Genomic DNA, 25590 nt, shown 5'->3' with positions numbered 1-25590 from the left:
AAAAAACCGCCAGAAAAAAGCGGGGTTTGCCATTAAACAAAAAACCGCCAGAAAAAAGCGGGGTTTGCCATTAAACAAAAAACCGCCAGAAAAAAGAGGGTTTGCCATTAAACAAAAAACCGCCGGAAAAAGCGGGGTTTGCCATTAAACAAAAAACCCCGATAAATCGGGGTTTTAAAACAAAGCTTTACTATCTAGCGAACTTACTTACCGTCAGACTGCTTCATATATTGGAAGAAGTCACTATCCGGTTTAACTAGCATAATATCACCTTTGTTTTTAAAGCTTTGCTTGTAAGCTTCTAGACTTCGAATGAAGGCATAAAACTCAGGGTTTTTATTATAAGTATCTGCATAAATCTTGGCGGCTTCCGCATCACCTTCACCACGTAAAACGCGTGAATTACGCTCTGCATCAGCAATCATAATAGTAATTTTTGCATCTATATCAGCTTTAATGAACTCAGCTTGTTCTTTACCTTGCGATCTGTGCTCTGCCGCAACCGCATTACGTTCAGCACGCATACGATCATAGATATAGCTGCTCACTTCTTCAGGTAAATTAATTTTCTTAACTCGAACATCAACTACATCTATACCAAGCTCAATCGCGCTTTCTTGAACTAATTCAAGCGCCTTATCCATTAATTCATCACGCTCGCCTGAAACGATTTCGGCGATAGTGCGAGAACCAATTTCACTGCGTAATCCATTACTAAATTTACGATCAAGTAGGCCTTCAGCCGTCGATTTAATGCCACTGGTTTTTAGATAATAAGTTTCAAAATCTTTAATTCGCCACTTAACATAAGAATCGACGATTAAATCTTTTTTCTCTGAAGTAACAAATCTATCGGCAGCACCATCTAGAGTTTGGATACGCGCATCTAAGATCTTAACTGTTTGAATTAAAGGCATTTTAAATGCTAAACCAGGTTCATAGATAACAGTTTTATTATCTGAATCTCGTTTAACTTTACCAAACTCAATCACTATACCTCTTTGGCCTTCGTATATCACAAACACAGACGAATAAACTAAGGCACCCAACGCGATTAAAATAAAAACGATTAAATTTTTCATTTAGCGGCCTCCTGAAAAGCGACTAACATCGCGAGAACTTCGCTCTGAAGAGACAGGGCGAGATTTCTGAATAACAGGCGGAGAATACTGCCCCGAGCTGCTAACTTTAGGTGCATTCGCGTTGGAATCTGCTTGATGCTGCATGATTTTATCCAATGGTAAATACATCATATTGCCACTGCCATCTGTATCTAAAATGATTTTGGTTGTATTAGAATAAACCTGTTCCATCGTATCTAGGTACAAGCGACGACGAGTCACTTCTGGAGCAGCTTCAAATTCAGGTAATAATTTCTCAAATCGAGCAACTTCACCTTGCGCTTCTAATATAACTTGTTGCTTGTAAGCTTTTGCTTCTTCTTCAATACGACGAACAACACCACGTGCTTCAGGTTCTCTAGACTTAGCATAAGCCTGAGCTTCTTGAATATAGCGATTTTCATCTTCTTGAGCTGCAATTGCATCATCAAATGCTGATTTAACTTGCTCTGGTGGACGAGCTGGCAAAAAGTTAACATCAAGAACGACAATACCCAACTTATAATTAGAAATGACTTCTTCTAGCATTTTCCAAGTATTTTGACGTACCTCTTCACGACCCGTTGTTAATACATCATCCATAGTTGAATGACCAACAACATATCTTAAAGCACTGTCTGTAGCTTGACGTAAGCTATAAATAGGCTCTGTCACACTGAATAAGAAATCTCTTGGGTTTTCGACTCGATATTGAACTTCCATTTCAACTGCAACGACGTTTTCATCTTTCGTCAACATCATGCCAGTAGAAGTTAATGAGTCAACTTGCTCAACGTTAATTGGGATAACTCGGTCAATAAATGCAGGTTGCCATTGTAGACCACCCTCAATTATAGTGTGGAACTGACCAAATCTTAATACAACGCCACGTTCAGCTTCTTTGATGGTAGATACACCCAACCATCCCCATACGAAAAAAAGAATAACGCCAACTAAAATCAAACCAGCGCTACTAAAACCGCCAGAGTTTTTGTTGTTCCCGTTATTACCATTCCCTTTACCGCCAAACGTCTTGCGGATTTTATTCATGGTATCGCGATAAATTTCATCTAAATCAGGTGGACCTTGATCTTTTCCACCGCGATTTCCCCAAGGGTCTTTATTGTTGTTATTACCCGGTTCATTCCAGGCCATGGCAAACTCCAAATATCAATTAACGATAAAATTGTCTAGTTTAAGGTTATGAACTTTATTTGTTCGGTTCCAATCATCTGAAGACAACCGAACATCTATCAACCAATCTCCATTTTCGGCATATGATTCAGCCTGAATGCAGTTTAATTGATAAAACACCCCGCGCATTTTACTCTCACTGGGTGGAATTGCTAAGGTATAACTGACCATTTTTTTAGCTAAGCGTTCAGATAAAGCTTGTAATAATAAATCACAACCTTCACCTGAGTGTGCTGATAGCCAAATACGAATAATATTGCCTTCATCATCTCTATCGACATGAGGGGCAATTTCTTCTAACTGATCAATTTTGTTATATACCAAAATTTGTGGTACTTCATCTGCGTCGATTTCAGTTAATACGTTATTAACTGCTTCAATATTTTCGCCACGTCTGTCGTCTGCAACATCAATAACATGGAGCTGAATGTCAGCATCTCTTGTTTCTTGCAAGGTTGCTTTAAACGCTGCCACTAAATCATGCGGCAAATGACGAATAAATCCTACCGTGTCGGCTAATATAGAAGTACCGACGTCTTCGATTTCGATTTTACGCAATGTAGGATCTAGCGTAGCAAATAACTGATCTGCCGCATAGACGTCTGAATCAGTTAATCGATTAAACAGGGTTGATTTACCGGCATTGGTATAACCTACTAACGAAATAGTAGGCAATTCGGATCGTTTTCTTGCACGTCGGCCTTGATCGCGTTGTTTAGCAACCTTTTCGAGCCTACGTTCAATATTTTTAATTCGACCACGGATTAAACGTCTATCGGTTTCAAGCTGGGTTTCCCCTGGCCCACGTAAACCAATACCGCCTTTTTGCCGTTCTAAATGCGTCCAACCTCGAATCAACCTAGAAGATATATGTTTAAGTTGTGCTAATTCAACCTGTAAATTACCTTCGTGGGTTCGAGCTCGTTGGGCAAATATATCTAAGATCAAAGTTGTCCGGTCTAAAACTCGACATTTGACAATAGATTCAATGTTTTTTTCTTGGGAAGGACTTAATGCGTGATTAAAAATAACTAAATTAGCTTCTAATGCTTCTACAGCTTGCTTAATCTCTTCCGCTTTACCTGTCCCCACAAAGAACTTGGGATCAGGCTTACCACGTGAAGCCGTAATCACGGCTAAAGTGTTCACACCAGCAGAAGAAGCTAATAATCTTAGTTCTTCTAAATCTTCTCGAGCTATTTCATCATCTAAATCGATATGAACAAGAACTGCGTCTTCGCCTGCTTTATATCTATCAAACAAGCACTAAACCTCGATTTTTTAAACTTTTATTCAACTTCAGATTCTTGACTAAATGTTTGAGTGTTAGGGTTAGTTTGAAAAGGTCTCGCTGGAACAACGGTTGAAATAGCGTGTTTATAGACCATTTGACTAACTGTGTTTTTCAATAAAATTACAAATTGATCAAAAGACTCAACTTGACCTTGTAATTTAATACCATTAACTAGGTAAATTGATACTGGAATACGCTCTCTGCGTAATGCATTCAAAAATGGGTCTTGTAAAGATTGACCTTTTGCCATGGCTGGCTCCTTATTGTTTTTATTAGCTTTGTTAAGCATTGTAGTAGCTAAAAACTAATTTAACTAGCGCTATTTTTATTGAATATGAGAAATTGCCTGATCAATCAACAAACTTTGTTCACTGTCTAACCAAACGACATCTTCCCAACCACGTAACCAGGTTAATTGTCGCTTGGCAAGCTGACGAGTCGCAACTATGCCACGAAACACCATCTCATCATAATCAATTTTATTTTCTAAAAAATCCCACATTTGGCGATACCCAACACATCTTATAGATGGTAAATCAGGATGTAGATCGCCTCTAGCGTATAATTTTTTTACTTCCTGTTCAAAACCATTGTCCAACATTTGCAAGAAACGCTTTTCAATTCGGCTATGTAATATTGCCCTATCTGCAGGTGCAATTGCAAACTGTTGTACTTTAAATGGAAATTTCTCATCTTCCTGGGCCGTTAACTCAGTTAGAGTTTGGCCAGTAATTCGAAAAACTTCAAGTGCTCGGTTAATTCTTTGTGGATCATTTTTATGTATTCTAGCGGCGGCAACTGGGTCTACTTTAGCTAACTCTTTATGTAGGCCATCCCATCCAACTTGCTCTGCTTCTTTAGCGAGTTCTGCTCTCACCTGTTCATCTGCTGCAGGCAGTTTAGATAATCCATTTAATAATGCATTAAAGTACATCATAGTACCGCCCACAAATAAAGGAATCTTATTCCGAGCATGAATCTCATCTATTAGTTTTAACGCATCTGCACGAAAATCAGCAGCGGAATAAGCTTGTGTTGGATCTAAAAAGTCAATCAGGTGATGCGGAGCTAGTTCTAATTCCTCTACATTTGGCTTAGCTGTACCAATATCCATTCCTTTAAACACAAGCGCTGAATCAACACTAATAATTTCACAAGGTAATTTTTGACACAGCTCAATGGCGAGCGCTGTCTTGCCAGATGCGGTTGGCCCCATTAAAAAAATCGCTTGGGTTTGAAGTGTCGACATTAATTACTCTCTAAATGGGTTGTTAGATCAATTAGCTTAGCTTTAGATGTTAAATATTGCTGGTATTCAGCTTGATCTAACACTTGCCAATCGCAGCAAACTTGCTCTAATTTAGCTAAAGATATATTCGAATATTTCGCAGCGAGTTCAAATACAGCAAGACAAATAGGATTCTGCAGCCAAGTGTTAGCGGGTATCTGCTCTAAATTGAGCTCGCTAATTTTAATTAGCCAGTCATTAACAAAACTAGCAATATCAATTTCTCTCAATATCGCAGGCGTCTTTTGCACGATTAAATTTTCTTTGCGTGATAAATTAAACTGAAACCCCATATCCGAAATCAGATACTGAAATTGCTCAGCTGCAGTCAATTGCGCCGGCGTAATTTTAATCGCCACTGGTAGTAATAGCGGTTGGCTGACAATACTTTGCTGCTGAGCAACAAATTTTGTCGCTAAATAGCGAGAGTAAAAGCTTGCTAATTTAACTGTGTATAAATTTTCATCACTCGAAAAAATAACAAGCGATTGCTTAAGCACAGATAAAGCCTGCCAGTTGTCAACAAGTTCAGCTTTCGCACGCTGAGGTGAAGCAAGTTTCTCTACATTTTGACTTAACGTATGAATTGGTTTAACTAACTCGGCATAACTCTCTATTTGACTGCGCGTATTTTGTGATTTTATCTGGCGTTCAAATTGGCTTGGTTTTTGTTGGCCAGGAAATAAACCTCTATGATTACCCGTTAATGTCGGCTTTGCTTGTTCTGCAACCTGATATTGATTAGTCGCTTTATACTCACCTGTCGTCAAGTCGACCGTTTTATCGCTGTTAAGCGCTTCTTGGTTTTCAGTTTTAGCCTCTGAAAAGTGAATATTTGAGGTATATTCAACATGGTTTTCTATGTTGCTCAGGGCTTGGGTTTCTAAATACTGAGTTAAATTTCGCTCTATGCTTTGTAATACAAAATCATGAACAATTCTTGACTGATGAAACCTGACTTCATGTTTTGAAGGGTGAACATTTACGTCGATTTGACGAGGATCGATAGAAATATAAACAACATAACTTGGATATAAATCATTACTAATTTTGCCGTTAAATGCCTGCCTAATCGCATGATTAATCAGTTTATCTCGAATCATCCGGCCATTAATGTAGGAATATTGGATGTCATTTTGGTTTCTAGCCGCCGCAGGTAAACCTAACCAGCCAGATAAACTAACACCTTCATATTCAGCATTAATCTCTATTGTGTTTTCTGCGAAATTTTTTCCACAAATAGCAGCAATTCTTTGATTTTGCGCATTTGCATTACTACCACAACGATACTGGCGGTGTGTTTGCCCGTTGTGAGTCAACTTAAGTTGCAAATCAAATCGGCTAAGCGCGATTCTTCGAACAACTTCTTCTATGTGTTGAAACTCTGTTTTGTCTGTCCGTAAGAAGCGTCTTCTGGCTGGCGTATTAAAAAATAAATCGGCAACTTCAATACAGGTTCCGTTAGGATGAGCGGCTGGTTGTATTGTAACGTCCATCTCCCGCCCTTCTGCTATCGCGGACCAAGCCTGTTCTTGCTCTGCGGTTTTAGACGTTAAGGTTAAACGAGATACAGAGCTTATACTCGCAAGTGCTTCACCACGAAAACCTAAGCTATTTATACTTTCAAGATCATCTAACGTTGACACCTTAGATGTTGCATGTCGACTAAGCGCTAACCCAAGCTCTTCCTTAACTATGCCTTTACCGTTATCACGAATACGGATAAGTTGGCTGCCACCACGCTCTATATCTATCTCAATTTTAGTTGCGCCCGCATCCAAACTGTTTTCGAGTAGCTCTTTAACAACTGATGCAGGTCTTTCAACCACTTCGCCTGCTGCAATTTGGTTTGCAAGCTGTGGCGGTAGAATTTGAATTGGCATTATGAACTTGGAATTTTTAACGTTTGACCGACAAATAAGCGGTCATTTTTTAATTTATTTTCATTTTTAAGCTGAGTAATACTCACAGAGTAACGACGAGCAATTACAGATAAGGATTCGCCACGTTCAACCACATGATCTTTCTTGTTATATATACTTGCGTATAAAGTGCCATCGGGCGGATTTCGTCGATAATAATTTTTAACTGCAGTTGTGATTGCTCTAGCTAATTTATTTTGATGATCTCGTTGAGTTAACTTTCTTTCCTCTCTAGGATTGGAGATAAATCCTGTTTCAATCAAAATAGAAGGGATATCGGGTGATTTAAGCACACCTAAACTAGCCGTTTGAGGCTCTTTCTTGTGCATTTTGGTCACTTTCTTTAATTGATAAACCAACTCTTTACTTAAATCATAGCTAGTTACAATCGAGTGATCCATTGACATATCCAGCAAAGCTTTGGCTAAATACTTTTCATTAATCGTATCTTTGATAATTTCCGCTGCGCCACCTAAGAGTTGTGAGTGCTGCTCTTTTTGTTCTATCCAGCGACCAATTTCGGTATTAGCTCTTTTAAGCGACAACATCCAAACAGAACCTCCACTTGGTTGTGGACTAGTAAAAGCATCCGCATGGATGGATAACAACAAGTCAGCTTTCTTTTTTCTAGCAATCACTGAGCGCTTATTTACGTCGATGTAATAATCACCCGTTCTGACCATATAAGCTTTTAAACCAACTTCTTTATTCAGCATGTCAGTTATTTTTTGCGAGATTTGGTAGGTAACTTTCTTTTCATATAGGCCGCTTGGTCCGATAGAGCCCGGATCTTCACCGCCATGGCCAGCATCAATCGCAATAATAATATTACGTTTATCCGTTTCGCTGACATCTTTTTTGGTTTCTTTAATTGAATCTGATTCGTTAGAATCGGATAAATCAACAACTAATCGGTTACCATAATTATCTACAGGGGCTAACGCAAAAATACCTGCTTGGAGCGGCAGTTTAAGGTCAAACACAACTCGTTGAGAATGCTTATATTCAGGTTTGCTGTAGCGAATTCGCTTAATTAAATCACTTTTTATGTTAACCCGATCAAATGAGTAATTGGCTTTAGTATTCTTTAGATCAATAACCAGACGATCAGGTTTTTTCAAGAAGAAATAGCTATACTCAGGCTTTTCCGCAAGATCAAAAACCACCCGAGTATTGTCAGGAGAAGGCCAAATACGCACCCCCTTAATGTCATTAGCTGCATTAAGACTAAAGCTAAATAGCCATAATAATAGTAAGCTCTGAAAAGATATAAAAAGTGATTTATGCTTCATGACAACTTCTGTAGGATTCTACGACCTAGCTCAGTATAAGCTTGAATATTTGCCGAACGTTGATCATTTTCATACTGCATATTTATTAATAAATCCGCATCCGGTAGTAAGTCACCCGCTTTTTCTGGCCATTCAATCAGTAATATACTGCCATTGTTAAAATAATCCCTAATGCCCATAAATTCGAGCTCTTCAGGATCGGCTAAACGATATAAATCAAAATGATAGATTTGGACATCAGTCAATTCGTAAGGTTCAACTAAGGTATAAGTTGGGCTTTTAACATTACCGACAAAACCCAAACCTTGAATGATCCCCCTTGAAAGGGTTGTTTTACCGGCGCCTAAATCACCTATTAAATGAATCACACTAGATTTTTCAATCGCTTTTGCCAATTGATTACCTAAGTTTACGGTTGCATCCGCATCACTTAATACTTGCTGGAAATTCATCTTTACCTATACAAAATCAAACCAATTAATTTGGCTAAATCATATCAGAAACTATATAGGAAACGAAGTTTAGACAGCCTGATTCACTAACTTTCTAACTTTAGGTAATAAATCACTCGCTTTCATCCCTCTTTCGCCATCAATAGCAGCTAAATCACCGGCTTCAGCATGTATACAGGTTGCTAGCTCTGCCGCAACATCTTGTCTGAAGCCTTGCGCTAGTAGAGCACCAACAATACCGGTTAATAAATCTCCCATACCTGCTGCGGCCATCCCAGGGTTTCCCTGACGACATATAGCGACACGCTGATAGCTCGCAATTAAAGAGCCGCAACCTTTTAAAATGACACTGCCGCCATACTTAGCTTGGATTTCAACCGCAGTCGCAAAACGATTAGCTTGGATATTCGCTGTACTTTGATCTAATAGCCGAGCCGCCTCAGTCGGATGAGGTGTTAAAATCCAATTTTGGTTTTTAAGTTTATGCTCAGCAAGCCAATTGATGCCATCTGCGTCAACGACTTTGGCAACATCAGACTCAGCGATTAATTGCATTAACCCATTTGCCCATCCCGTTTTGCCTAGACCTGGGCCAATCGCAATCGCGTCTGCAGCAGCGACTAAACGCTTAACCTCTGAAGTAATGCCATTAACACCATACACGATTAATTCAGGGCTAGATGCAGCAACTAAATTAACATTATCAGGATGAGTCAAAACCGTCACTTTGCCTGCACCCGTTCTAAGCGCAGCTTCAGCAGTTAATTTAATTGCCCCAGACATACCTTTGTCTCCGCCAATGCAAACAAGGTGACCAAAAGTACCTTTATGAGAGTTGCGCTTTCTAGGTTTAAGCAAATGTTTAATTTGGTTTAGCTCTACTATCTGGTAATAGGCTTTATTTTGCTTGGCAAAAGTTTCATCAACAGATAAACCTGCAAAAAATAACCGACCGATATAATCAGGTGCGTCTGCGGTCAACAAACCAGATTTTAGGCCAATAAATGTCACCGTTTGATTTGCCTTTATCGTTTCTCCTAATGCCTCGCCTGTAGCAGCATTTAAACCCGTCGGCACATCGATACTAATAACAGATTTAGCTTGTTGATTGATGTTTTGTATGACTTGTTGCCACTCTTCAATCAATTTTTTTTGTAATCCGGTACCTATAATGGCGTCTACAACTATGTCATATGTAGCAAAGTCGACTTGGCTAGCCTGCGTCCAGTAAATACCGTTTTGCTCCAAACTTAGCTGTCTCGCTTTCTCGGCATCGCCATGCCAAATATCACAGCTTGGCATGACAGCTAAATCAACTTGCCAACCTGCTTTTGCAGCGAGTGCAGCCGTAATAAAACCATCGCCAGCATTATTGCCTTTTCCGACAACAACACACAACTTGCTTGGTTTAATTTTACTTACACTCACCAGCTCAAAAACGGCTGCTCCGGCTTGCTCCATTAAATTAAATAAAGATAACCCAGCAGTTTCAGCTGCTTTTGCTTCGTTTTGTTTTACTTGTTCCGGGCTGTATACATCAATGGGGAGAATACGATTGCTGCTATATTTCATAAATTTTGTAATAGTCTTATAGGTTAATCAGGTTCAACATACATAGTTTAATGCTTGTTGATGGTATCTTAAGTATAATACGTTAATTCTGTTGCCGGCTTCTAGCGATACATTTTAAATCAGTGGTTTAATAATAATTATGACAACACAAACAGCCCTTAATTCAGAGCAACTCGCTCAGCTATCCATTGATATTAAAAAATGGGGCAAAGAACTAGGCTTCCAACATGTCGGTATAAGTAGCACCGAATTATTAAACCAAGATGAAGCTTATCAAAAATGGATTAAAAATAATTATCACGGCGACATGGATTACATGAACCGTAATATTGATTTACGCCTTAACCCAGCTCAACTTCACCCTAACACTGCCAGTATCATTTCCGTCAGACTAGACTATCTACCAGAAAATGCAGGGTTCTCAACCAGCTTAAATGATCCAAACAAAGCTTACATAAGCCGCTATGCAATAGGTCGAGATTACCACAAAGTATTACGAAACAAACTAAAACAACTCGGTCAAAAAATAGAATTAGAAACCGAACTCAACATTGGTTTTCGTCCATTTGTTGATTCAGCTCCGGTGCTGGAAAGACCCATTGCGGAACAAGCTGGGTTGGGCTGGACAGGTAAACATACCTTAATCATACATAAAGATGCTGGCAGTTGGTTCTTTTTGGGTGAATTGTTTATTAACTTACCCTTAGTTGAAGATCAGCCAGTGCAAGAAGAATGTGGCAACTGTGTAGCCTGCATCACGATTTGTCCCACAGCAGCCATTGTCGAACCTTATGTGGTAGATGCAAGAAAATGCATTTCCTACTTAACGATAGAGTTACAAGGTTCAATTCCAGTAGAGTACCGAGAAGCTATTGGTAACCGAATCTATGGTTGTGATGATTGCCAATTGGTTTGTCCTTGGAACCGCTATGCTGATTTAAGCCAAGAAAAAGATTTTGAGCAAAGGCACGGCTTGCTTTCGCAAGATCTTCTAGCTTTATGGCAATGGGATGAAGAAACCTTTTTAACCAAAACCCAAGGTTCACCTATTCGTAGAATTGGTTACCAAAGGTGGTTACGTAATTTGGCGATTGGAATTGGTAATTCCAGCTTTAATCCAGCCAATATAGCAGCGCTGGAATCTAAACTAGTTCAAGCAGATGAAATAGCTGCTGAACACATTAATTGGGCAATTGCACAGCAGCAACTAAAGCAGTCAAACGAAAACCCAGTTAACAAAAAAACAGCAAGGTTAATTCGAGTAATAGAAAAAGGCTTACCCAGAGATGCTTGATGTTACGACTCGACTAAATAATCAATTTCCATAAAGCTGAGTACCTCCACCATCCACACATTTTCAACAAATGAAACATGTTCTGGGTGTTGATTATATGCATCGTATTCGGCTTGACTAACAAACTCCATCGATAGGCCAAAATCATAATCATTTTTGGTACTAATTTGTTTAAGCACTTCAAACTTTTCAACTCCAGGAATTAAAGCAAGCGCTTGAGCTTTTGCTAAAAAGGCTTGTTCTTGTGGTGTTCCTGCTTCATGTTTTAATTTAAATGTAACTGTGTGCCGTATCATTTTATTGTTAGCTCCGTTTTCGATTGACTAAAAAATTATAGCCTCAAAAATAGAAAAGGCTGGATAAATCCAACCTTTTCTTACACAACTTAAAATTTGATATCTTTATGCTCGTAACGATTTTTCGCCGCGAGATAAGCCAGTTACACCAGTTCGCGCAACTTCAATAATTTCAACTTCAGAGCTAGTTGCTTTGATAAAAGCATCGAGTTTATCAGAAGGGCCGACCAACTGAACCACAGACGACGTAGAGGTAACATCAACGATTTGGCCACGGAATATATCAGATAAACGCTTAACTTCATCACGAGCAGCTACTGTATCAGCCTTTACTTTAACTAACATTAATTCACGCTCGATGTGCTCACCGTCTGTAATATCTGTTACTTTCAGCACATCAACCAGTTTATTCACTTGTTTTGTTATTTGCTCTATAACTTTATCATCGCCACCTGTAATAACGGTTAAGCGAGAAAGTGTAGCGTCATCAGTCGCTGCAACGGTCAAACTTTCGATATTATAGCCGCGTTGTGAGAACAAGCCGACAATACGAGATAATGCGCCCGGTTCATTTTCTAATAAAACAGATAAAATTCTACGCATTATTTACCCTCCGGTTTGCCTAATAACATATCGTCCATTGCCCCAAATTTAATTTGCATTGGGTAAACATGCTCACTTTGATCAACTAAGATATCCATGAAAACTAATTTATCTTCCATCGCAAAGCATTTTTCCATCGCTGATTCTAATTCAGCAGGATCTGATACACGCATACCAACATGGCCATAAGACTCAGCTAATTTAACAAAGTCAGGTAGCGATTCCATATAAGAGTGACTATGTCGACCTTCATAAATTAAATCTTGCCACTGGCGTACCATGCCTAAAGCTTGGTTATTCAATGAAATTATTTTTACTGGAATGCCGTACTGCATACAAGTTGATAGTTCTTGTATGTTCATTTGAATGCTACCGTCACCAGTCACACAAACAGACACACAATCAGGCAATGCAACTTTAACCCCCATAGCGGCTGGTAAGCCAAAGCCCATGGTGCCTAAACCGCCAGAGTTAATCCAGCGTCTAGGTTTATTAAACGGGTAATATAAAGCCGAAAACATTTGGTGCTGACCAACATCAGACGACACATAAGCATCACCCTTAGTGACTTTATATAAAGTCTCTATAACTTGTTGAGGCTTGATAATCGTATCTGATTTTTCATAAGCTAAACAATTAGTGGCTCGCCATGCTTCAATTTCTTTCCACCAGCTTTCAAGTGCTGGCGCATCGATTTTGTCATCTGAAGAGTCCAACATCTCAGTCATATCAGTTAACACCTGATCAACTGAACCTACAATAGGTACATGTGCATCAATTGTTTTAGAGATAGAAGCAGGATCAATATCTACATGCAAGATAGTGGCGTTAGGGCAGAATTTTTTAACATTATTAGTAACCCTATCATCAAATCTCGCACCTAGCGCTAAAATGACATCTGAATGATGCATAGCCGTATTCGCTTCAAATGTACCATGCATACCAAGCATGCCTAAACATTGCTTATGATCACCAGGGAAAGCCCCGAGTCCCATTAAGGTATTAGTTACCGGAAGATTCAAACGCTCAGCAAATTGAGTTAACAGTTCACTGCACTCAGCAGCAATAGCACCGCCACCAACGTATAGCATAGGTTTTTTGGCTGCAAGTAGCTTGGATAAAGCTTTCTTGATTTGGCCTTTATGACCTTTAACTGTCGGGTGATAAGAACGCATTTGAACCGAATCAGGGAAAACATACGCGTGCTTTTCTTTAGGGTTAACGATATCTTTTGGAATATCAACAACAACAGGGCCAGGTCTGCCTGTGGCAGCAATGTGATAAGCTTTAGCGATCGCAGCTGGGATATCAACCGCTCTTTTAACTAAGAAACTATGCTTAACAACAGGTCTAGAACACCCCACCATGTCACATTCTTGGAAAGCATCTTCACCTATCATGCTAGTCGGAACTTGTCCCGATAAAACAACCATAGGAATCGAATCCATATAAGCAGTTGCGATACCTGTAATTGTATTAGTCGCACCAGGACCAGAAGTTACGAGTACAGTGCCAACTTTACCTGTCGCCCTAGCATAACCATCAGCCATATGGGCTGCAGCTTGCTCGTGTCTAACTAGTAAGTGGTCAATTTCTTTTGCTTCATATAAAGCGTCGTAAATATCCAGAACAGCACCACCTGGATATCCGAAAATGTGCTTAACACCTACTTGGGTGAGTGCGCGAACTAACATTTCTGCGCCGGACATCATTTCCACGATAATTTTCCTCTAAAACTTTAATTATGATAAGGATAGCAAGTTGCAGCAGTTTAAAAAACTTAATTTATTCACTGAATACTAAAAACTATAAAAAAAAATGAATCTACCCCTTAATCTAACTCATTTTGAGATTTGACTAGGCGTAAATGAGCTAATTTTATAATAGCTTGCTGCTGCTCCGAGGTGTATTTATTCCAACTCGTTATCTCAGATAGCATTCGGCCACAACCAATGCAAACATCTTGTTCATTTAAGCAACAATTTCTAATACATGGCGATAAATCGCTGTGTCTCTTCAGTTTAACTGAGCGCATGTCATTAATCTTTCATATTCAAATTGTATCTTGCCCACTTTGCAAAGTAGCTCATCTCTAGAGTCTGTTGATTTTAAGTAGAATATTACAACGTTCACCAACACGCCCTAGTTTTCATAATCTTTAGCTAGTTTTCACATCCGCCATAAAAGAGTTTAGTCAATGCCTCAAGTTATCGATAATAATTTATTGCTTAATCACATAATTCTGAATAAAAGCGTAAATACAGTTTTCCAACCCATTTTTAATTTATCGAGCCAAACTATTCTCGGATATGAAGCGCTCAGCAGAGGACCTGAACACTCACCATTAGAGTCACCTTTCGAGTTATTTAAAATTGCACACGAAACAGGTTTGTATAATCAAATAGAAGAAATATGTTTTGCGAAAGCGATTGAATCCTTTGCCAGACAAAACTTACCGGGAAAATTATTCCTTAATGTTACGCCCAACTTCTTAGTCAGCGAGCTCAACCAAATAGAGATAGTTAAGCAAGCCCTAAGAAAATTTGGTTTAACCGGTGACAGACTAGTAATCGAAATCACTGAAGAAAATCCCGCAGACAACCTAGATGATTTAATTTCTTGTATCGAAAACTTGCGGACCTTAGGCATTAACTTTGCGATTGATGATTTAGGAGCTGGCTATTCAGGGCTGATTCAATGGTCAAAAATAAGACCTAACCTGATCAAAATAGATAAATACTTTATTCGTGAATGCAACTCAGATTTAATGAAACGCGAGTTTATAAAGTCTTTATTATCACTAGCAAATAAAACTAATGCGATGACAATTGTTGAAGGCGTTGAGACAGAAGCCGAGTTACTTTGCGTCAGAGATCTCGGTATCAATTTCGTCCAAGGTTTTTTATTAGCGAAACCATCTAAGCTGCCTAAAACGGATATGCCGCATGTGATGCAAAGCTTTAACAGCGAGAGTAACTTAAGTCGTATACTGCCGGAAGAAACTGTCGCTCAATTATTAAAACCCTGTAAAGGTGAGCATTGGGATACTAGAACAAAAGTTATTTTAGATAGATTTAAAAATGATAAGAACCTGTACACAATTCCAATACTCGATGGCAGCACTGTAGTAGGTATTGTCATGCGCGAAAAATTAATGGAATTCTTTTCACAGCCACTAGGACATGCATTATACGACAACAAGCCAATCAGCTTCTTGATGGATACCAATTTTATCATCGCAGAATCCAACTTGCCTCTAGAGAACTTGAGCCGAATTCTGACGGATGAGACACGCTTAGAAGCCAGAACGCCTTTTGTGATTACAGATAAAGGGAGGTATCTAGGTATGGGCTCGGTCAGAACATTACTAAAAATCATCACAGATGCAAAAATTGAAAGAGCAAAATACTCTAATCCATTAAGCCAATTACCAGGCAATGTACCAATAGATAAAGAAATTGATTCTTTACTCGCGAAAAAACAAAACTTCTATTTTGCCTATCTCGACTTAAACCACTTTAAACCTTTCAATGACCAATATGGCTATGCGAAAGGGGACGAAGTGATTCTACTTTTATCGAATTTAATTAAAAAAGTGGCAATCAATAAATATACTTTTTGTGGTCATATAGGTGGTGATGACTTTGTCATCATCTTTTATAAAAATAATTGGCAATCAATTCTAAATCAGATTTTAAAAGAATTTGAACTCAAGGTAAGTGAGTTTTTTAGCGATAATCACTTAAAAGCCAAAGGTTACTGGGGACAAAGTCGAGACGGACAACGTCTTTTTTATCCTTTGCTAAGCCTATCAACCGGTTTGATTACTCCAGATCCTGAAATATGTTTATCCCATCACCATGTATCAGAATATGCAATGGAAGCCAAAAAGAAGGCCAAATCAATTCCGGGGAATAACCTATACGTTTATCAAAAGAAAAAGACTAGCCCAAAGGACCTTCAAAATAGTAAGTTTGAAAGACACTTGCCTTCATTGCTTGGGTCCAACTATGCTGAGGCCATCCCGCTTTTTCCTTTAGAGCAACAAGAAAAGCTTCAGGTGAATTAAATTTTTGCCACATACAAGGTAGAAAAACACCGGTTAATTGGCCGTATTGAATGATTAATCCATCTTTATTAGGTACAAGCTGTTCAAGTAAATGAGCTTCATTTTCGACAACTAAAGGAAGTGGTTTAGACAGCAAAGAAACTTTAACGGTCAGCTTAGTTAAATCTTCTCTTTGGATAGGGTCAAATCTAGGGTCATGAAACGCAGCTTCATGGGCATACCATGCTATGTTGGTATCTAACCTGTCATTAGCTACAGTCGTGCCAACACAGCCTCTTAGCATCTCACCTTCTGATAAAGAAACAAAGCAAGCCATGGACTCGCAGAGCTCTGGATTTTTAACAATCAAATGATCCGGTAAGCGATCACCATTGTGTAAAAATGCATAACTAATAGCCTGATTAGCTAAGCTAATTATGCTATTTTTTAGCTCTGCATCGTCTTTAAAAGGGAAACAATTCATACTTTAACTATAGAATACTTTTTAAACAGAATCACTCCCAATTAACAACTTTCTACAATTTACTCATCATTATCAGAAACTTCGATATCGTCACCGATGTCATCATCATCCAATGGTTCAACAGAATCATCATCGGCTTGTATTTTACCTCTACCGTATACACTGCCCATTTTAGGCCTATTGATACGCTTTATATATTTAACCCAAGCCGTTTCCGCTGGACTCTCTGGTGCTTCGATTCCCTTCAGCACAGCAACGGTTCTCCGGTCTTCATCATCTTCAGCTTCAATCAAACCTTTGTCTAAAGCATCAAACCATAAACCATATTTTTCCAGTGCTTCTGATTCTTTAATTGAAAAATCGCCAGAACGACGAAAACCGTAAGGATAATTTTTAAAATCGTTATAAATACGAGATAAGTAAGTTTGTTTACTAGCCGCCATTCAACCCTCTCAAGCAAAAAATAGCTGTTAAAATCATATTCAAAATTCAATTTACTATTTAGCTAGAAAATCTCTTTCTGTCAAAATAAAAATCACTAAAATCGAATAATTTTTTGTGACAAGGCAACTGCAGTAAAATAAGGTTTAATAATCGCGATAGTATCAATCTAAAAACAAAAAGGCCTGAATCCGATATTATCGAAATCAGGCCTTAATTTAAGTTTAGAAATGAACCCAAATTTTGAGGAACTACATCTCTATTCGAGAGAATCTGAATGCGTTAGGATTAAAACTCCTCCCAATCATCGTCCTCGCTAAAGCTCATTTTATTAGATGTATCTCGGCGAGTTGGGGTAGACGAGGTACTTTGCGATAATGCATTAGACTCAGCTTCAGCTTTAGGAGTAAATAACTCTATAGCTTCGGTTGAGCTAACCTTATGCTGGGAGTTGATTGTAAAAAAAGATAACAATTGCTTCATTGCTCTAGCCTGTTCAGACATAGACTCAGCTGTAGCAGATGCCTCTTCAACTAATGCAGCATTTTGCTGCGTCATCTCATCCATTTGATTAACTGCTTTATTCACTTGTTCTATACCACTACTTTGCTCAGTAGATGCAACAGAAATATCAGCAACCATTTGGCTTACTTTCTCAACCGACATCACAATCTCTTTCAACGTTGCTCCAGACTCATTCACAAGCGCAGCACCGTCTTCAACTTTAGAGACACTGTCTCGAATTAAGTCTTTAATTTCTTTGGCAGCTTGAGCACTTCTTTGAGCGAGATTTCGAACTTCTCCTGCTACAACAGCAAACCCTCGGCCTTGCTCACCAGCTCTTGCTGCTTCAACCGCAGCATTCAAAGCCAATAGATTAGTTTGGAAAGCGATCTCATCGATCACACCAATGATGTCTGCAATTCGTTTACTTGAGTCGTTAATCTCAGCCATACTTTTAACTGCACGTTCAACGATTTGTCCACCTTGAGCGGCTTTGTCTTTAGCTTGCCCTGCTAATTCATCTGCAATTTTAGAATTATCTGCATTTTGCTTAACTGTGCTCGTCATTTCTTCCATACTAGAAGCGGTTTCTTCTAATGAAGAAGCTTGCTCTTCTGTTCGCTGGCTTAAATTTGCATTTCCTTGAGCTAACTCATCTGCACCTTCACTAACAGTTGAAGCAGAATGATCCACGCGTCCAATAATCTCTGTTAACTTTTCAACCGTCGCATTTGCGTCATTTTTTAATTTCGCAAATGCACCTTGGTAATCCTTCTCAATTCTCTTAGTTAGATCGCCATGTGCCATAGCATCTAACATAACGACTGTATCTTGAATCGCATCATCGCAAGCTGTCACTAGCTGATTTAATCCTTCAGACAATGACCTAAAGAACCCTGTTTTGTCATCCAGATTAAGCCTTTGTGATAAATCCCCATTAGACGCTGCCGAAACAATATCTGCCACTTCATTTTCAACAGCTACTTCTAAAGTTCTATCTTCCCACTCAACGACAGTACCAAGTCGTTGTTGGGTATCACTGATAATCGGGTTCGCAATTAATGAGAATATTCTTCGACCAACTTTAATTTCAGTTTTAAAACTATCAGTTAAAGATTCGATTAAAGCGCGCTGATGACTTGGCTGCTTGTGGAAAATATCCATTGAGCTACCAACTAAAGTATCAGCATTAAATTGTGTAAATACTTCTTTGATGTCTGATTCAGCAGCATGCATTAGCTTGTTTAAACTTTCATTCATGTAAATGATGTTATGTTCAGCATCTGCAATCATAGTGTTATTGGAAGAACTATCTAAAGCTTGTTTAACTCTAGAATTAGCTTCCGAAATAGCTTTTTCTCTAGCTTCATTTGCTAACGATTCGGTTAAATCAAGCCACTCAACAACAGTACCAAGGCGATCACCAGCTTCATTATTAACCGGTGTTGCCGTTAATTTAAAAGTTAAACCTGCAATTTCAATTTGAGTTGTATAAGTATCTTTTAGTCCCGCTAAAAGTTGTCTTTGATGCTGCGGCGTTTTATGGAATACATCGATATTACTTCCAAGTAGACCTTTAACACTAAAATGAGGTAGAGCTTGATTTAGTGTTGTTTCCCTTTCAGTTAAAAGACCTTTTACCGCATCATTTAAATAGATAATATTAAAATCTTTATCCGCTAGCATGACATTCGCAGCACATGCGTCTAATGCTTGCTTAATTCTTAAATTTTCAGAAGCGACTTTGCGCTCCTCTTTTTGCTGGGCTAAAAATTCGGTTCTATCTTGCCACTCAATAACAGTACCGATACGGTCACCAGTATCATTTAAGACTGGCGTAAAGCTTAATTCAAAGGTTAAACTCGCAATGAGATATTGATGTGTCTCGGTTTGATTATTTTGCTTAACCGTGTTGGCTATATTTAACTCTTCAGTATTAAATTGCTCAAGAGAACATTCCAGAATATGGCCTATAGAGAAATTTGATAAGCTCGAAGCAAAATCTCCAGCATATCGGGTAAAGGTCGCATTTAAGGAATCATTGAGATAGATAATATCTAAATCAGGATCAACCAACATAACGTTCGCATTACATTTATCTAAGGCTTGTTTTAAACGAGAAGTGATAACCGCTTCTGCTGAAATTCTATCCGCCATTTTTTGAGCTTCATCAGCACTATCTGCAGCAATTTTAGCTTGCCTCAGACTTTCATCATTTGCGCTTTGAATGCCTTCAATCGCTTGGTTCACACCGAGTTTAAGCTCAGCAAGCTCCCCGATATAGCGACCTTCCACTCTAGCTAAAAAATCACCATGAGACACGGCTTGAAGTGTTTTATTGGTCTCAGAAAAGACCTGAGATAAATTTTCAACAAAACTATTTAAAGCTCGGCTAATATCTCCGACTTCATCTTTACTTTTGTTGTCTGCTCTAACTTGGAAATCACCATTTTCTTGAATTTTAGTTATCGTTTTGGCTAAAGCTGTAATAGGTTTAGCGATTGAAGAAGACAAGGCGAAAGCAATGCCTAAAACAACCAAAGCAATAATACCACCAATAATTAGAACCAAATTTCTTAAATCATTTACCGATGACAACGCCTCATCGATAGACATTTCTGCGACCAAAAACCAGTTGAAATCACCAATTTTAATCGGTTTATAAGCAGAAAAGACCTCTCCACCATGGTAACTATTAATAATGGCTTCACCAGTTTTCCCAGCCATAGCTTCTTTAATTGCATTTGTCGCCACTGTACCTAAGCTTGGATTGACAAATGAATTCGCAATTGTGTGGTTTATAGGATCTAAAAAGCTATCAGACCGCATCAGTTTATCCGGTCCAACCAAATAGCTCTCACCTGTAAGGCCAAGACCAGAGCGATCAGTCATAATGTTGTTAATATCTTCGTAAGGTAATTGATACACAAGTACAGACATTAACTCTCCAAACAAGTCTGTTACCGGTGCAGCAACAAAAGCAGCTGGAGCATCATAAGAAGGGGTGTAAGGTTTAAAATCAACCATAACAACATCTAAAATATCATTTTTAGCGTTATCTACAACTCGCTTAACTGCATCTGCAAAATTCGTGTCAGCATAGGGACCTGTATATAAGGATGTAGCATAGTCTAATTCTTTATAAACAGAATAAACTATGTTCCCTTTCGCTGGGTCAACTAAGAAGATATCGTAATAACCATACTCCTCAAGCATACTGACAAACATTTTGTGATATCTTTGATGTGCATTAGCATACTGACTTCCATCCATCGAAAATGACTTTAAATGCTTGCTACCTAAAGGATTTTCATTAGCTTTTATATACTCATATTGAAGCGCAACTGCAGTTCCAGAAATAGAGTCCAACAACCTATCAGTAGTAATGTCTTTGTTGTTTCGTGATTTATATTCACGACCAAACTCGCTTTGATAATAAGTCGATAAATCTCGCTTAAGCTTTGTTATTTCAGTTTGATTAAGCCCTTGGGAAAGCACAAAATTATCATAGCTTCGAACGAATACGTCACTCGCATCTTTAACCGCTGAATTGTTAGAGAAGGCTTTAATATTAGCTTGAGAAGCATTGAAGTGCCTTTCAATAGCCGCGGCTTTAATTTCTCGAATTGATGTTAACTGATTAAAGCTTTGAGAAGTCAGTGAATTTGTTGCTGAATTAAGTGACATAAGTGTCACTATTACCATAGGTAACAAACCTATTAGTAATAATGCCGCAGAAAGCTTCTGCCATAATTTAAGATTTTGTACAAATCCCATGAAAAACCCCATTCAAGATATTGATATTATTCAATAATATCAGAAGTCCAAGACCAAAAAATCAATTTACTGTGATTAAAACGAAAAAAAAGCGCCAATACTGACGCTTTTTTATTCTATTAGTGTTTAGAACTCTTCCCAATCATCATCGCTTTCTTCAAATGATATAGCTGCAGAAGGCAACTTAGCGCTTTCTTGGGTTTTTGGTTTAACCGAAGCAAGTGGGGCTGCTGATCTATTTTGTCCGACTAACTCAACATGTCGGCTATCACTACCTGATTCAACCGTAAAGAATGAGAGTAACTGCTTCATCGCTCTTGCTTGCTCTGACATAGATTCACCAGCGGCAGATGCTTCTTCGACTAACGCCGCATTTTGTTGAGTCATTTCATCCATTTGAGCAACCGCCTTGTTGACCTGCTCTATACCAGTACTTTGCTCATTAGACGCAATTGAAATATCGGCAATCATTTGACTCACCCTCTCAACTGCACTCACAATTTGCGCAAGAGTTGCACCGGATTCATTGACTAAATTAGAGCCATCTTCGACTTTAGCTACGCTATCTCTAATTAGATTCTTAATTTCTTTCGCAGCTTCTGCACTTCGTTGAGCTAAATTTCTCACCTCACCAGCAACAACAGCAAAGCCTCTCCCCTGCTCACCAGCTCTAGCAGCTTCTACAGCTGCATTTAGCGCAAGCAAGTTCGTCTGGAAGGCAATCTCATCGATTACTCCAATGATATCTGCAATTTGATTACTAGATTGATTAATCCCTTGCATGGCAGAAACAGCACGCTCAACAACCGAGCCACCTTCTGCTGCTTTTTTACGGGCTTCAGTCGCCAAGTCATTAGCTATTTGAGAATTATCCGCATTTTGTCTTACTGTACTGGTCATTTCTTCCATACTTGACGCGGTTTCTTCTAGCGAAGACGCCTGCTCTTCGGTTCTTTGACTTAAATCGGCATTACCTTGAGCAATTTCATCTGCCCCTGTGGCAACTGTTGTTGCAGCCTGATTAATCCTAGCAATAATTTCAGTTAATTTAGTGACTGTACTATTGGCATCATCTTTCAACTTAGCAAAAGTGCCTGAGTAGTCGCCATCAATACGCTTAGTTAAATTACCATGTGCCATAGCGTCCAACATAACGACAGTATCATTTATAATGCCGTCAGCAACACCAACCAATTTGTTCAAGCCTTGGCATAAATTTAAGAAGAAGCCTGATTTGCCTGTTTCATCTAGACGACTACTTAAATCGCCAGCAGAAGCATTTTCGATTAGGCTGTCAATTTCTCTTTCAATACCAACTTCTTCTGTGCGATCGACCCACTCAACAACCGTACCTATTCTTTCCCCATCATCGCTCTTAATAGGGTTCGCCGTTAAACTAAACACCCGAACTCCAACATTAATTTGAGCTGAATAAGTCGACGATAATTTAGAAATAAGTCCTTTTTGGTGCCCAGGGTTTTTATGAAACACATCCATATTTTGATGTAGTAAGTTACTTGCGTCAAAGTTAGGCAATTGCGCTTTAATATCTGATTCTGCATCTGCCAGCATTTGTTTAACCGCACGATTCATGTAGATAATGTTATTTTCGGCATCCGCTATCATAGTATTGGTTGCCACATTATCTAAAGCTTGCCTAATTCTTAAATTTTCATTATGTATACTTCTTTCTTCTTTCCTTCTGGCAAGCTCTTCAGTCATATCCTTCCATTCAACAACAGTACCTAGCCTTTCACCATCTTCACTAATAACTGGTGTTGCAATTAAATCAAAGATTAAACCGCCAATATTTAACTGGGTATTATATGCCGTTGTCAGTTGACTAATCACACCTCTTTGATGACTCGGCTGTTTATGAAAATCATCCACACAAGTACCAACCAATTTTTCAACACTAAAACCTGGTAATTGTGTCTGAATTGCTCTTTCATTCACTTTTAACATATTAGTCAAAGAATGGTTTACATATAAAATTTCTAATTCAGTATTTGCCATCATGACATTGGCTTGGCAAACATCTAATGCGGCTTTTAGTCGAGTTGTATATCTTTGCTTTTCAGCATCTTTTTCTTCCGCTCGGATCTTCTCGGTTAAATCATGCCACTCAACCACAGTCCCGAGTCTTTTGCCACTTTCATCAAATACAGGTGTTGCTATCAAGTCAAAAGTAAGACCGACCAGTTTAAGCTTGGTTTTATAAACATCGGTTAAATTAGCCAGCAAGTTTCTTTGATGTGCAGGATTTTTATGGAAGCTATCAATGGAAGTACCAATCAGGTTGTCTGCATCTAAAGTTGGCAGAACCTCTCTCAGTTTTTGTTGGTTACTTCTAAGCATCTCAACAACAGATTGATTAACATACACGATATTATAATTTTCATCCGCCATCATGACATTGGCCTGGCAAACATCTAAAGCGGCTTTAGTTCTTGAATTACTAGCGGCTATTAATTTTTCACTAGCTAATCGTCTAGTTTCTTCAGTTAAGTCTTGCCACTCAACCAAAGTTCCTAATCTCTGACCTTGTGCACCAATCCAAGGTGAAGCAATTAATTTAAAAGTGAGGCCTGCCACACTTAGGGTGGTGGAGTAAGCTGTTGTGAGCGTGCTGAGAATTTGTCTTTGATGGGCTGGCTGCTTGTGAAAATCATCAACGCAAGTGCCAATTAATTTATCAACCTCAAAACTAGGCAGTTCAGTTCGCAACTCAGCTTCTCTGCCTTTTAACATTTTTTCGACTGTGTCGTTTAGGTAAACTATTTTCAGGTCGTTATCTGCAAGCATGACGTTGGCTTGGCAAGACTTTAACGCATTCGCATAATTCGCATCGGCAATCGATTTTTGCTCTGCCGCTTTTTGCGCTGTGATATCAGTGGCAAACTTAACTACTTTTTTAGGCTTACCCGAGGCATCAAAAATTGGATTGTATGAAGCTTGAATCCAAATTTCGTCTCCATTTTTGGTATAACGCTTAAATTGGGTGGCTTCTGCTTTCCCTTGCTTTAACTGGAGCCAAAAATCACTGTATTCTTTGCTTTTAGCGTAATCAGGTGCAACAAAAATGCTGTGGTGTTTTCCGACAATCTCTTCAAGTTCATAACCCATTACATTTAAAAAATTCTGATTTGCAGCGAGAACTCGGCCATCTAAATCAAATTCAATCATTGCCTGTGAAAGATTTATCGCGCTGACTATTTCTTGCAAATGCCGATTCGATTTTCCACCCAAAAAACTATCCAAAACACCCATGTTTTTTACCCTTTTTATATTTGCTATAGCACCGAGAAGTGCGGCATATCAAAATTATATTCCTAGCAACGACAGTTAGTTACTTTGCTTCAACGGACTTCTTAATTACATACTAGTCAATAGAAAAAAATTTGCTAAATCATACACGTGAAAATAAATTATTATTTTGGTAGGACTTGTGATTCCATTAATTTGTTTCTCACAGCAAAATTGAAAACCTTCTCTTTAGCTGTACTTGCATCAGTGACAAACTCAGAGTAAATCCATTTAGAAACATCTGTATACCCATCTATTTTATTAGAAATGTTTCCAACATGTTTGAATCCCATAGACCAATCGGGAAATAGCTTATTATTAACTGTCATCTCCATAACCTGCATAACATTAGAATGCCTAGGATCTGTACTTATTTTTTGGTATAAAGCCCTAACACTTGCTTCAGGTCCCTCTAATAACTGAATAAATCGTCTATTGCCATATAATAAGCATCCCGTTATTCCGAGGGACTTATTATTTTTAATCGCTTTGTTGAGCAACTCAACAAGTTCTTCTTCGCTAAAGTCTTTGCTTGCGTCACTGTAATAAACCAGTTGATATTGGAGCATAATTTTTCCTTAATACGTGCTTAAAATTAAAGTGAAATAAACAATGCAGAATTAGTTTAATAAAATCACATCTAATAAGGTGTAATAATGAAATAGTTCAGAAAACAAAAATGATCAAATAAAATCGATATTTATCAAAAAATATTTGGGAAAT

Annotated in this window: 18 protein-coding genes and 3 pseudogenes; 2 read left to right on the top strand and 19 right to left on the bottom strand. The window is 38.5% G+C overall.

Going from position 1 to position 25590, the window contains the following annotated elements; all coding sequences use genetic code 11:
• Positions 1-203 precede the first annotated feature (203 nt).
• From hflC to XM47_RS14600, 9 genes are all read right to left on the bottom strand, one after another.
• The gene (gene hflC / locus XM47_RS14640) at positions 204-1082 is read right to left on the bottom strand and encodes a protease modulator HflC (protein WP_048694073.1); all 879 of its coding nucleotides are present in this window, start codon (positions 1080-1082) and stop codon (positions 204-206) included.
• A complete protein-coding gene (gene hflK, locus XM47_RS14635) occupies positions 1083-2255 on the bottom strand; it encodes an FtsH protease activity modulator HflK (protein WP_048694071.1) in 1173 nt (390 codons plus the stop codon).
• Between the two features lie 15 nt (positions 2256-2270).
• Positions 2271-3557 (bottom strand): ribosome rescue GTPase HflX, encoded by a 1287-nt coding sequence (gene hflX, locus XM47_RS14630; RefSeq protein ID WP_048694069.1) that lies wholly within the window; start codon positions 3555-3557, stop codon positions 2271-2273.
• A gap of 26 nt (positions 3558-3583) precedes the next feature.
• Complete coding sequence (gene hfq / locus XM47_RS14625; protein WP_048694184.1) at positions 3584-3838, bottom strand: RNA chaperone Hfq; 255 nt, start codon at positions 3836-3838, stop codon at positions 3584-3586.
• A 75-nt stretch (positions 3839-3913) separates the two neighbouring features.
• Positions 3914-4837 (bottom strand): tRNA (adenosine(37)-N6)-dimethylallyltransferase MiaA, encoded by a 924-nt coding sequence (miaA, locus tag XM47_RS14620; RefSeq protein ID WP_048694067.1) that lies wholly within the window; start codon positions 4835-4837, stop codon positions 3914-3916.
• On the bottom strand, positions 4837-6759 hold the full coding sequence (mutL, locus tag XM47_RS14615; RefSeq protein WP_048694065.1) for a DNA mismatch repair endonuclease MutL: 1923 nt from the start codon (positions 6757-6759) through the stop codon (positions 4837-4839). The genes miaA and mutL overlap by 1 nt, the downstream gene beginning before the upstream one ends.
• On the bottom strand, positions 6759-8090 hold the full coding sequence (locus XM47_RS14610; protein ID WP_048694063.1) for an N-acetylmuramoyl-L-alanine amidase: 1332 nt from the start codon (positions 8088-8090) through the stop codon (positions 6759-6761). Before XM47_RS14610 ends, mutL begins: the two co-directional genes overlap by 1 nt.
• Positions 8087-8542: a tRNA (adenosine(37)-N6)-threonylcarbamoyltransferase complex ATPase subunit type 1 TsaE gene (gene tsaE / locus XM47_RS14605; RefSeq protein WP_048694061.1), complete on the bottom strand. Its 456-nt coding sequence runs from the start codon at positions 8540-8542 to the stop codon at positions 8087-8089. Before tsaE ends, XM47_RS14610 begins: the two co-directional genes overlap by 4 nt.
• A 69-nt stretch (positions 8543-8611) precedes the next feature.
• The gene (locus XM47_RS14600) at positions 8612-10114 is read right to left on the bottom strand and encodes a bifunctional ADP-dependent NAD(P)H-hydrate dehydratase/NAD(P)H-hydrate epimerase (RefSeq protein ID WP_048694058.1); all 1503 of its coding nucleotides are present in this window, start codon (positions 10112-10114) and stop codon (positions 8612-8614) included.
• A 139-nt stretch (positions 10115-10253) separates the two neighbouring features.
• On the opposite strand from XM47_RS14600, the gene queG reads away from it, so the two are divergent.
• Positions 10254-11408, top strand: coding sequence for a tRNA epoxyqueuosine(34) reductase QueG (gene queG / locus XM47_RS14595; protein ID WP_048694056.1), 1155 nt, complete (start codon positions 10254-10256; stop codon positions 11406-11408).
• Positions 11409-11410: 2 nt separating this feature from the next.
• Here queG and XM47_RS14590 read toward each other — a convergent pair whose 3' ends face one another.
• From XM47_RS14590 to XM47_RS14575, 4 genes are all read right to left on the bottom strand, one after another.
• Entirely contained in the window at positions 11411-11704 is a 294-nt protein-coding gene (locus XM47_RS14590; protein WP_048694053.1) for a Dabb family protein, read from the bottom strand.
• Between the two features lie 105 nt (positions 11705-11809).
• Positions 11810-12307 (bottom strand): acetolactate synthase small subunit, encoded by a 498-nt coding sequence (gene ilvN / locus XM47_RS14585; RefSeq protein ID WP_048694051.1) that lies wholly within the window; start codon positions 12305-12307, stop codon positions 11810-11812.
• Positions 12307-14025 (bottom strand): acetolactate synthase 3 large subunit, encoded by a 1719-nt coding sequence (locus XM47_RS14580; protein WP_048694049.1) that lies wholly within the window; start codon positions 14023-14025, stop codon positions 12307-12309. Before XM47_RS14580 ends, ilvN begins: the two co-directional genes overlap by 1 nt.
• Positions 14026-14138: 113 nt before the next feature.
• A complete protein-coding gene (locus XM47_RS14575) occupies positions 14139-14342 on the bottom strand; it encodes a DUF1289 domain-containing protein (protein ID WP_048694045.1) in 204 nt (67 codons plus the stop codon).
• 162 nt (positions 14343-14504) lie between these two features.
• On the opposite strand from XM47_RS14575, the pseudogene XM47_RS14570 reads away from it, so the two are divergent.
• Positions 14505-15995, top strand: a pseudogene (locus tag XM47_RS14570) (bifunctional diguanylate cyclase/phosphodiesterase); the annotation flags it as partial.
• A 256-nt stretch (positions 15996-16251) separates the two neighbouring features.
• On the opposite strand, the gene amrA reads toward XM47_RS14570, so the two are convergent.
• The 6 genes and pseudogenes from amrA to XM47_RS14550 all read right to left on the bottom strand — a co-directional run bounded on the left by amrA (position 16252) and on the right by XM47_RS14550 (position 25436).
• Entirely contained in the window at positions 16252-16839 is a 588-nt protein-coding gene (amrA, locus tag XM47_RS19405) for an AmmeMemoRadiSam system protein A (protein WP_077066576.1), read from the bottom strand.
• A 59-nt stretch (positions 16840-16898) separates the two neighbouring features.
• Entirely contained in the window at positions 16899-17282 is a 384-nt protein-coding gene (locus tag XM47_RS14565) for a MaoP family protein (protein WP_048694040.1), read from the bottom strand.
• 286 nt (positions 17283-17568) lie between these two features.
• Positions 17569-19578: pseudogene (locus XM47_RS19520) on the bottom strand (methyl-accepting chemotaxis protein); the annotation flags it as partial.
• Between the two features lie 576 nt (positions 19579-20154).
• Positions 20155-20400 (bottom strand): annotated as a pseudogene (locus tag XM47_RS19515) (HAMP domain-containing protein); the annotation flags it as partial.
• Between the two features lie 1287 nt (positions 20401-21687).
• Positions 21688-24831: a methyl-accepting chemotaxis protein gene (locus XM47_RS14555; protein ID WP_053084577.1), complete on the bottom strand. Its 3144-nt coding sequence runs from the start codon at positions 24829-24831 to the stop codon at positions 21688-21690.
• Positions 24832-24992: 161 nt separating this feature from the next.
• The gene (locus XM47_RS14550; protein WP_048694038.1) at positions 24993-25436 is read right to left on the bottom strand and encodes a BLUF domain-containing protein; all 444 of its coding nucleotides are present in this window, start codon (positions 25434-25436) and stop codon (positions 24993-24995) included.
• Between the last annotated feature and the right edge of the window lie 154 nt (positions 25437-25590).

This window comes from Catenovulum maritimum, assembly GCF_001050375.1.
GTDB classification, from domain to species: Bacteria; Pseudomonadota; Gammaproteobacteria; order Enterobacterales; family Alteromonadaceae; genus Catenovulum; species Catenovulum maritimum.
The sequence above is the reverse complement of the archived record's forward strand: the minus strand, read 5'-3'. Positions and strand labels throughout refer to the sequence as shown.

Coding starts and splice junctions, on each gene's coding strand:
- XM47_RS14590 (WP_048694053.1), bottom strand. CDS start 11,704: ATGATACGGCACACAGTTACATTTAAATTAAAACATGAAGCAGGAACA.
- ilvN (WP_048694051.1), bottom strand. CDS start 12,307: ATGCGTAGAATTTTATCTGTTTTATTAGAAAATGAACCGGGCGCATTA.
- mutL (WP_048694065.1), bottom strand. CDS start 6,759: ATGCCAATTCAAATTCTACCGCCACAGCTTGCAAACCAAATTGCAGCA.
- hfq (WP_048694184.1), bottom strand. CDS start 3,838: ATGGCAAAAGGTCAATCTTTACAAGACCCATTTTTGAATGCATTACGC.
- XM47_RS14600 (WP_048694058.1), bottom strand. CDS start 10,114: ATGAAATATAGCAGCAATCGTATTCTCCCCATTGATGTATACAGCCCG.
- amrA (WP_077066576.1), bottom strand. CDS start 16,839: ATGAATTGTTTCCCTTTTAAAGACGATGCAGAGCTAAAAAATAGCATA.
- tsaE (WP_048694061.1), bottom strand. CDS start 8,542: ATGAATTTCCAGCAAGTATTAAGTGATGCGGATGCAACCGTAAACTTA.
- miaA (WP_048694067.1), bottom strand. CDS start 4,837: ATGTCGACACTTCAAACCCAAGCGATTTTTTTAATGGGGCCAACCGCA.
- hflK (WP_048694071.1), bottom strand. CDS start 2,255: ATGGCCTGGAATGAACCGGGTAATAACAACAATAAAGACCCTTGGGGA.
- XM47_RS14550 (WP_048694038.1), bottom strand. CDS start 25,436: ATGCTCCAATATCAACTGGTTTATTACAGTGACGCAAGCAAAGACTTT.
- XM47_RS14565 (WP_048694040.1), bottom strand. CDS start 17,282: ATGGCGGCTAGTAAACAAACTTACTTATCTCGTATTTATAACGATTTT.
- XM47_RS14575 (WP_048694045.1), bottom strand. CDS start 14,342: ATGCGCTCAGTTAAACTGAAGAGACACAGCGATTTATCGCCATGTATT.
- XM47_RS14610 (WP_048694063.1), bottom strand. CDS start 8,090: ATGAAGCATAAATCACTTTTTATATCTTTTCAGAGCTTACTATTATTA.
- XM47_RS14555 (WP_053084577.1), bottom strand. CDS start 24,831: ATGGGTGTTTTGGATAGTTTTTTGGGTGGAAAATCGAATCGGCATTTG.
- queG (WP_048694056.1), top strand. CDS start 10,254: ATGACAACACAAACAGCCCTTAATTCAGAGCAACTCGCTCAGCTATCC.
- hflC (WP_048694073.1), bottom strand. CDS start 1,082: ATGAAAAATTTAATCGTTTTTATTTTAATCGCGTTGGGTGCCTTAGTT.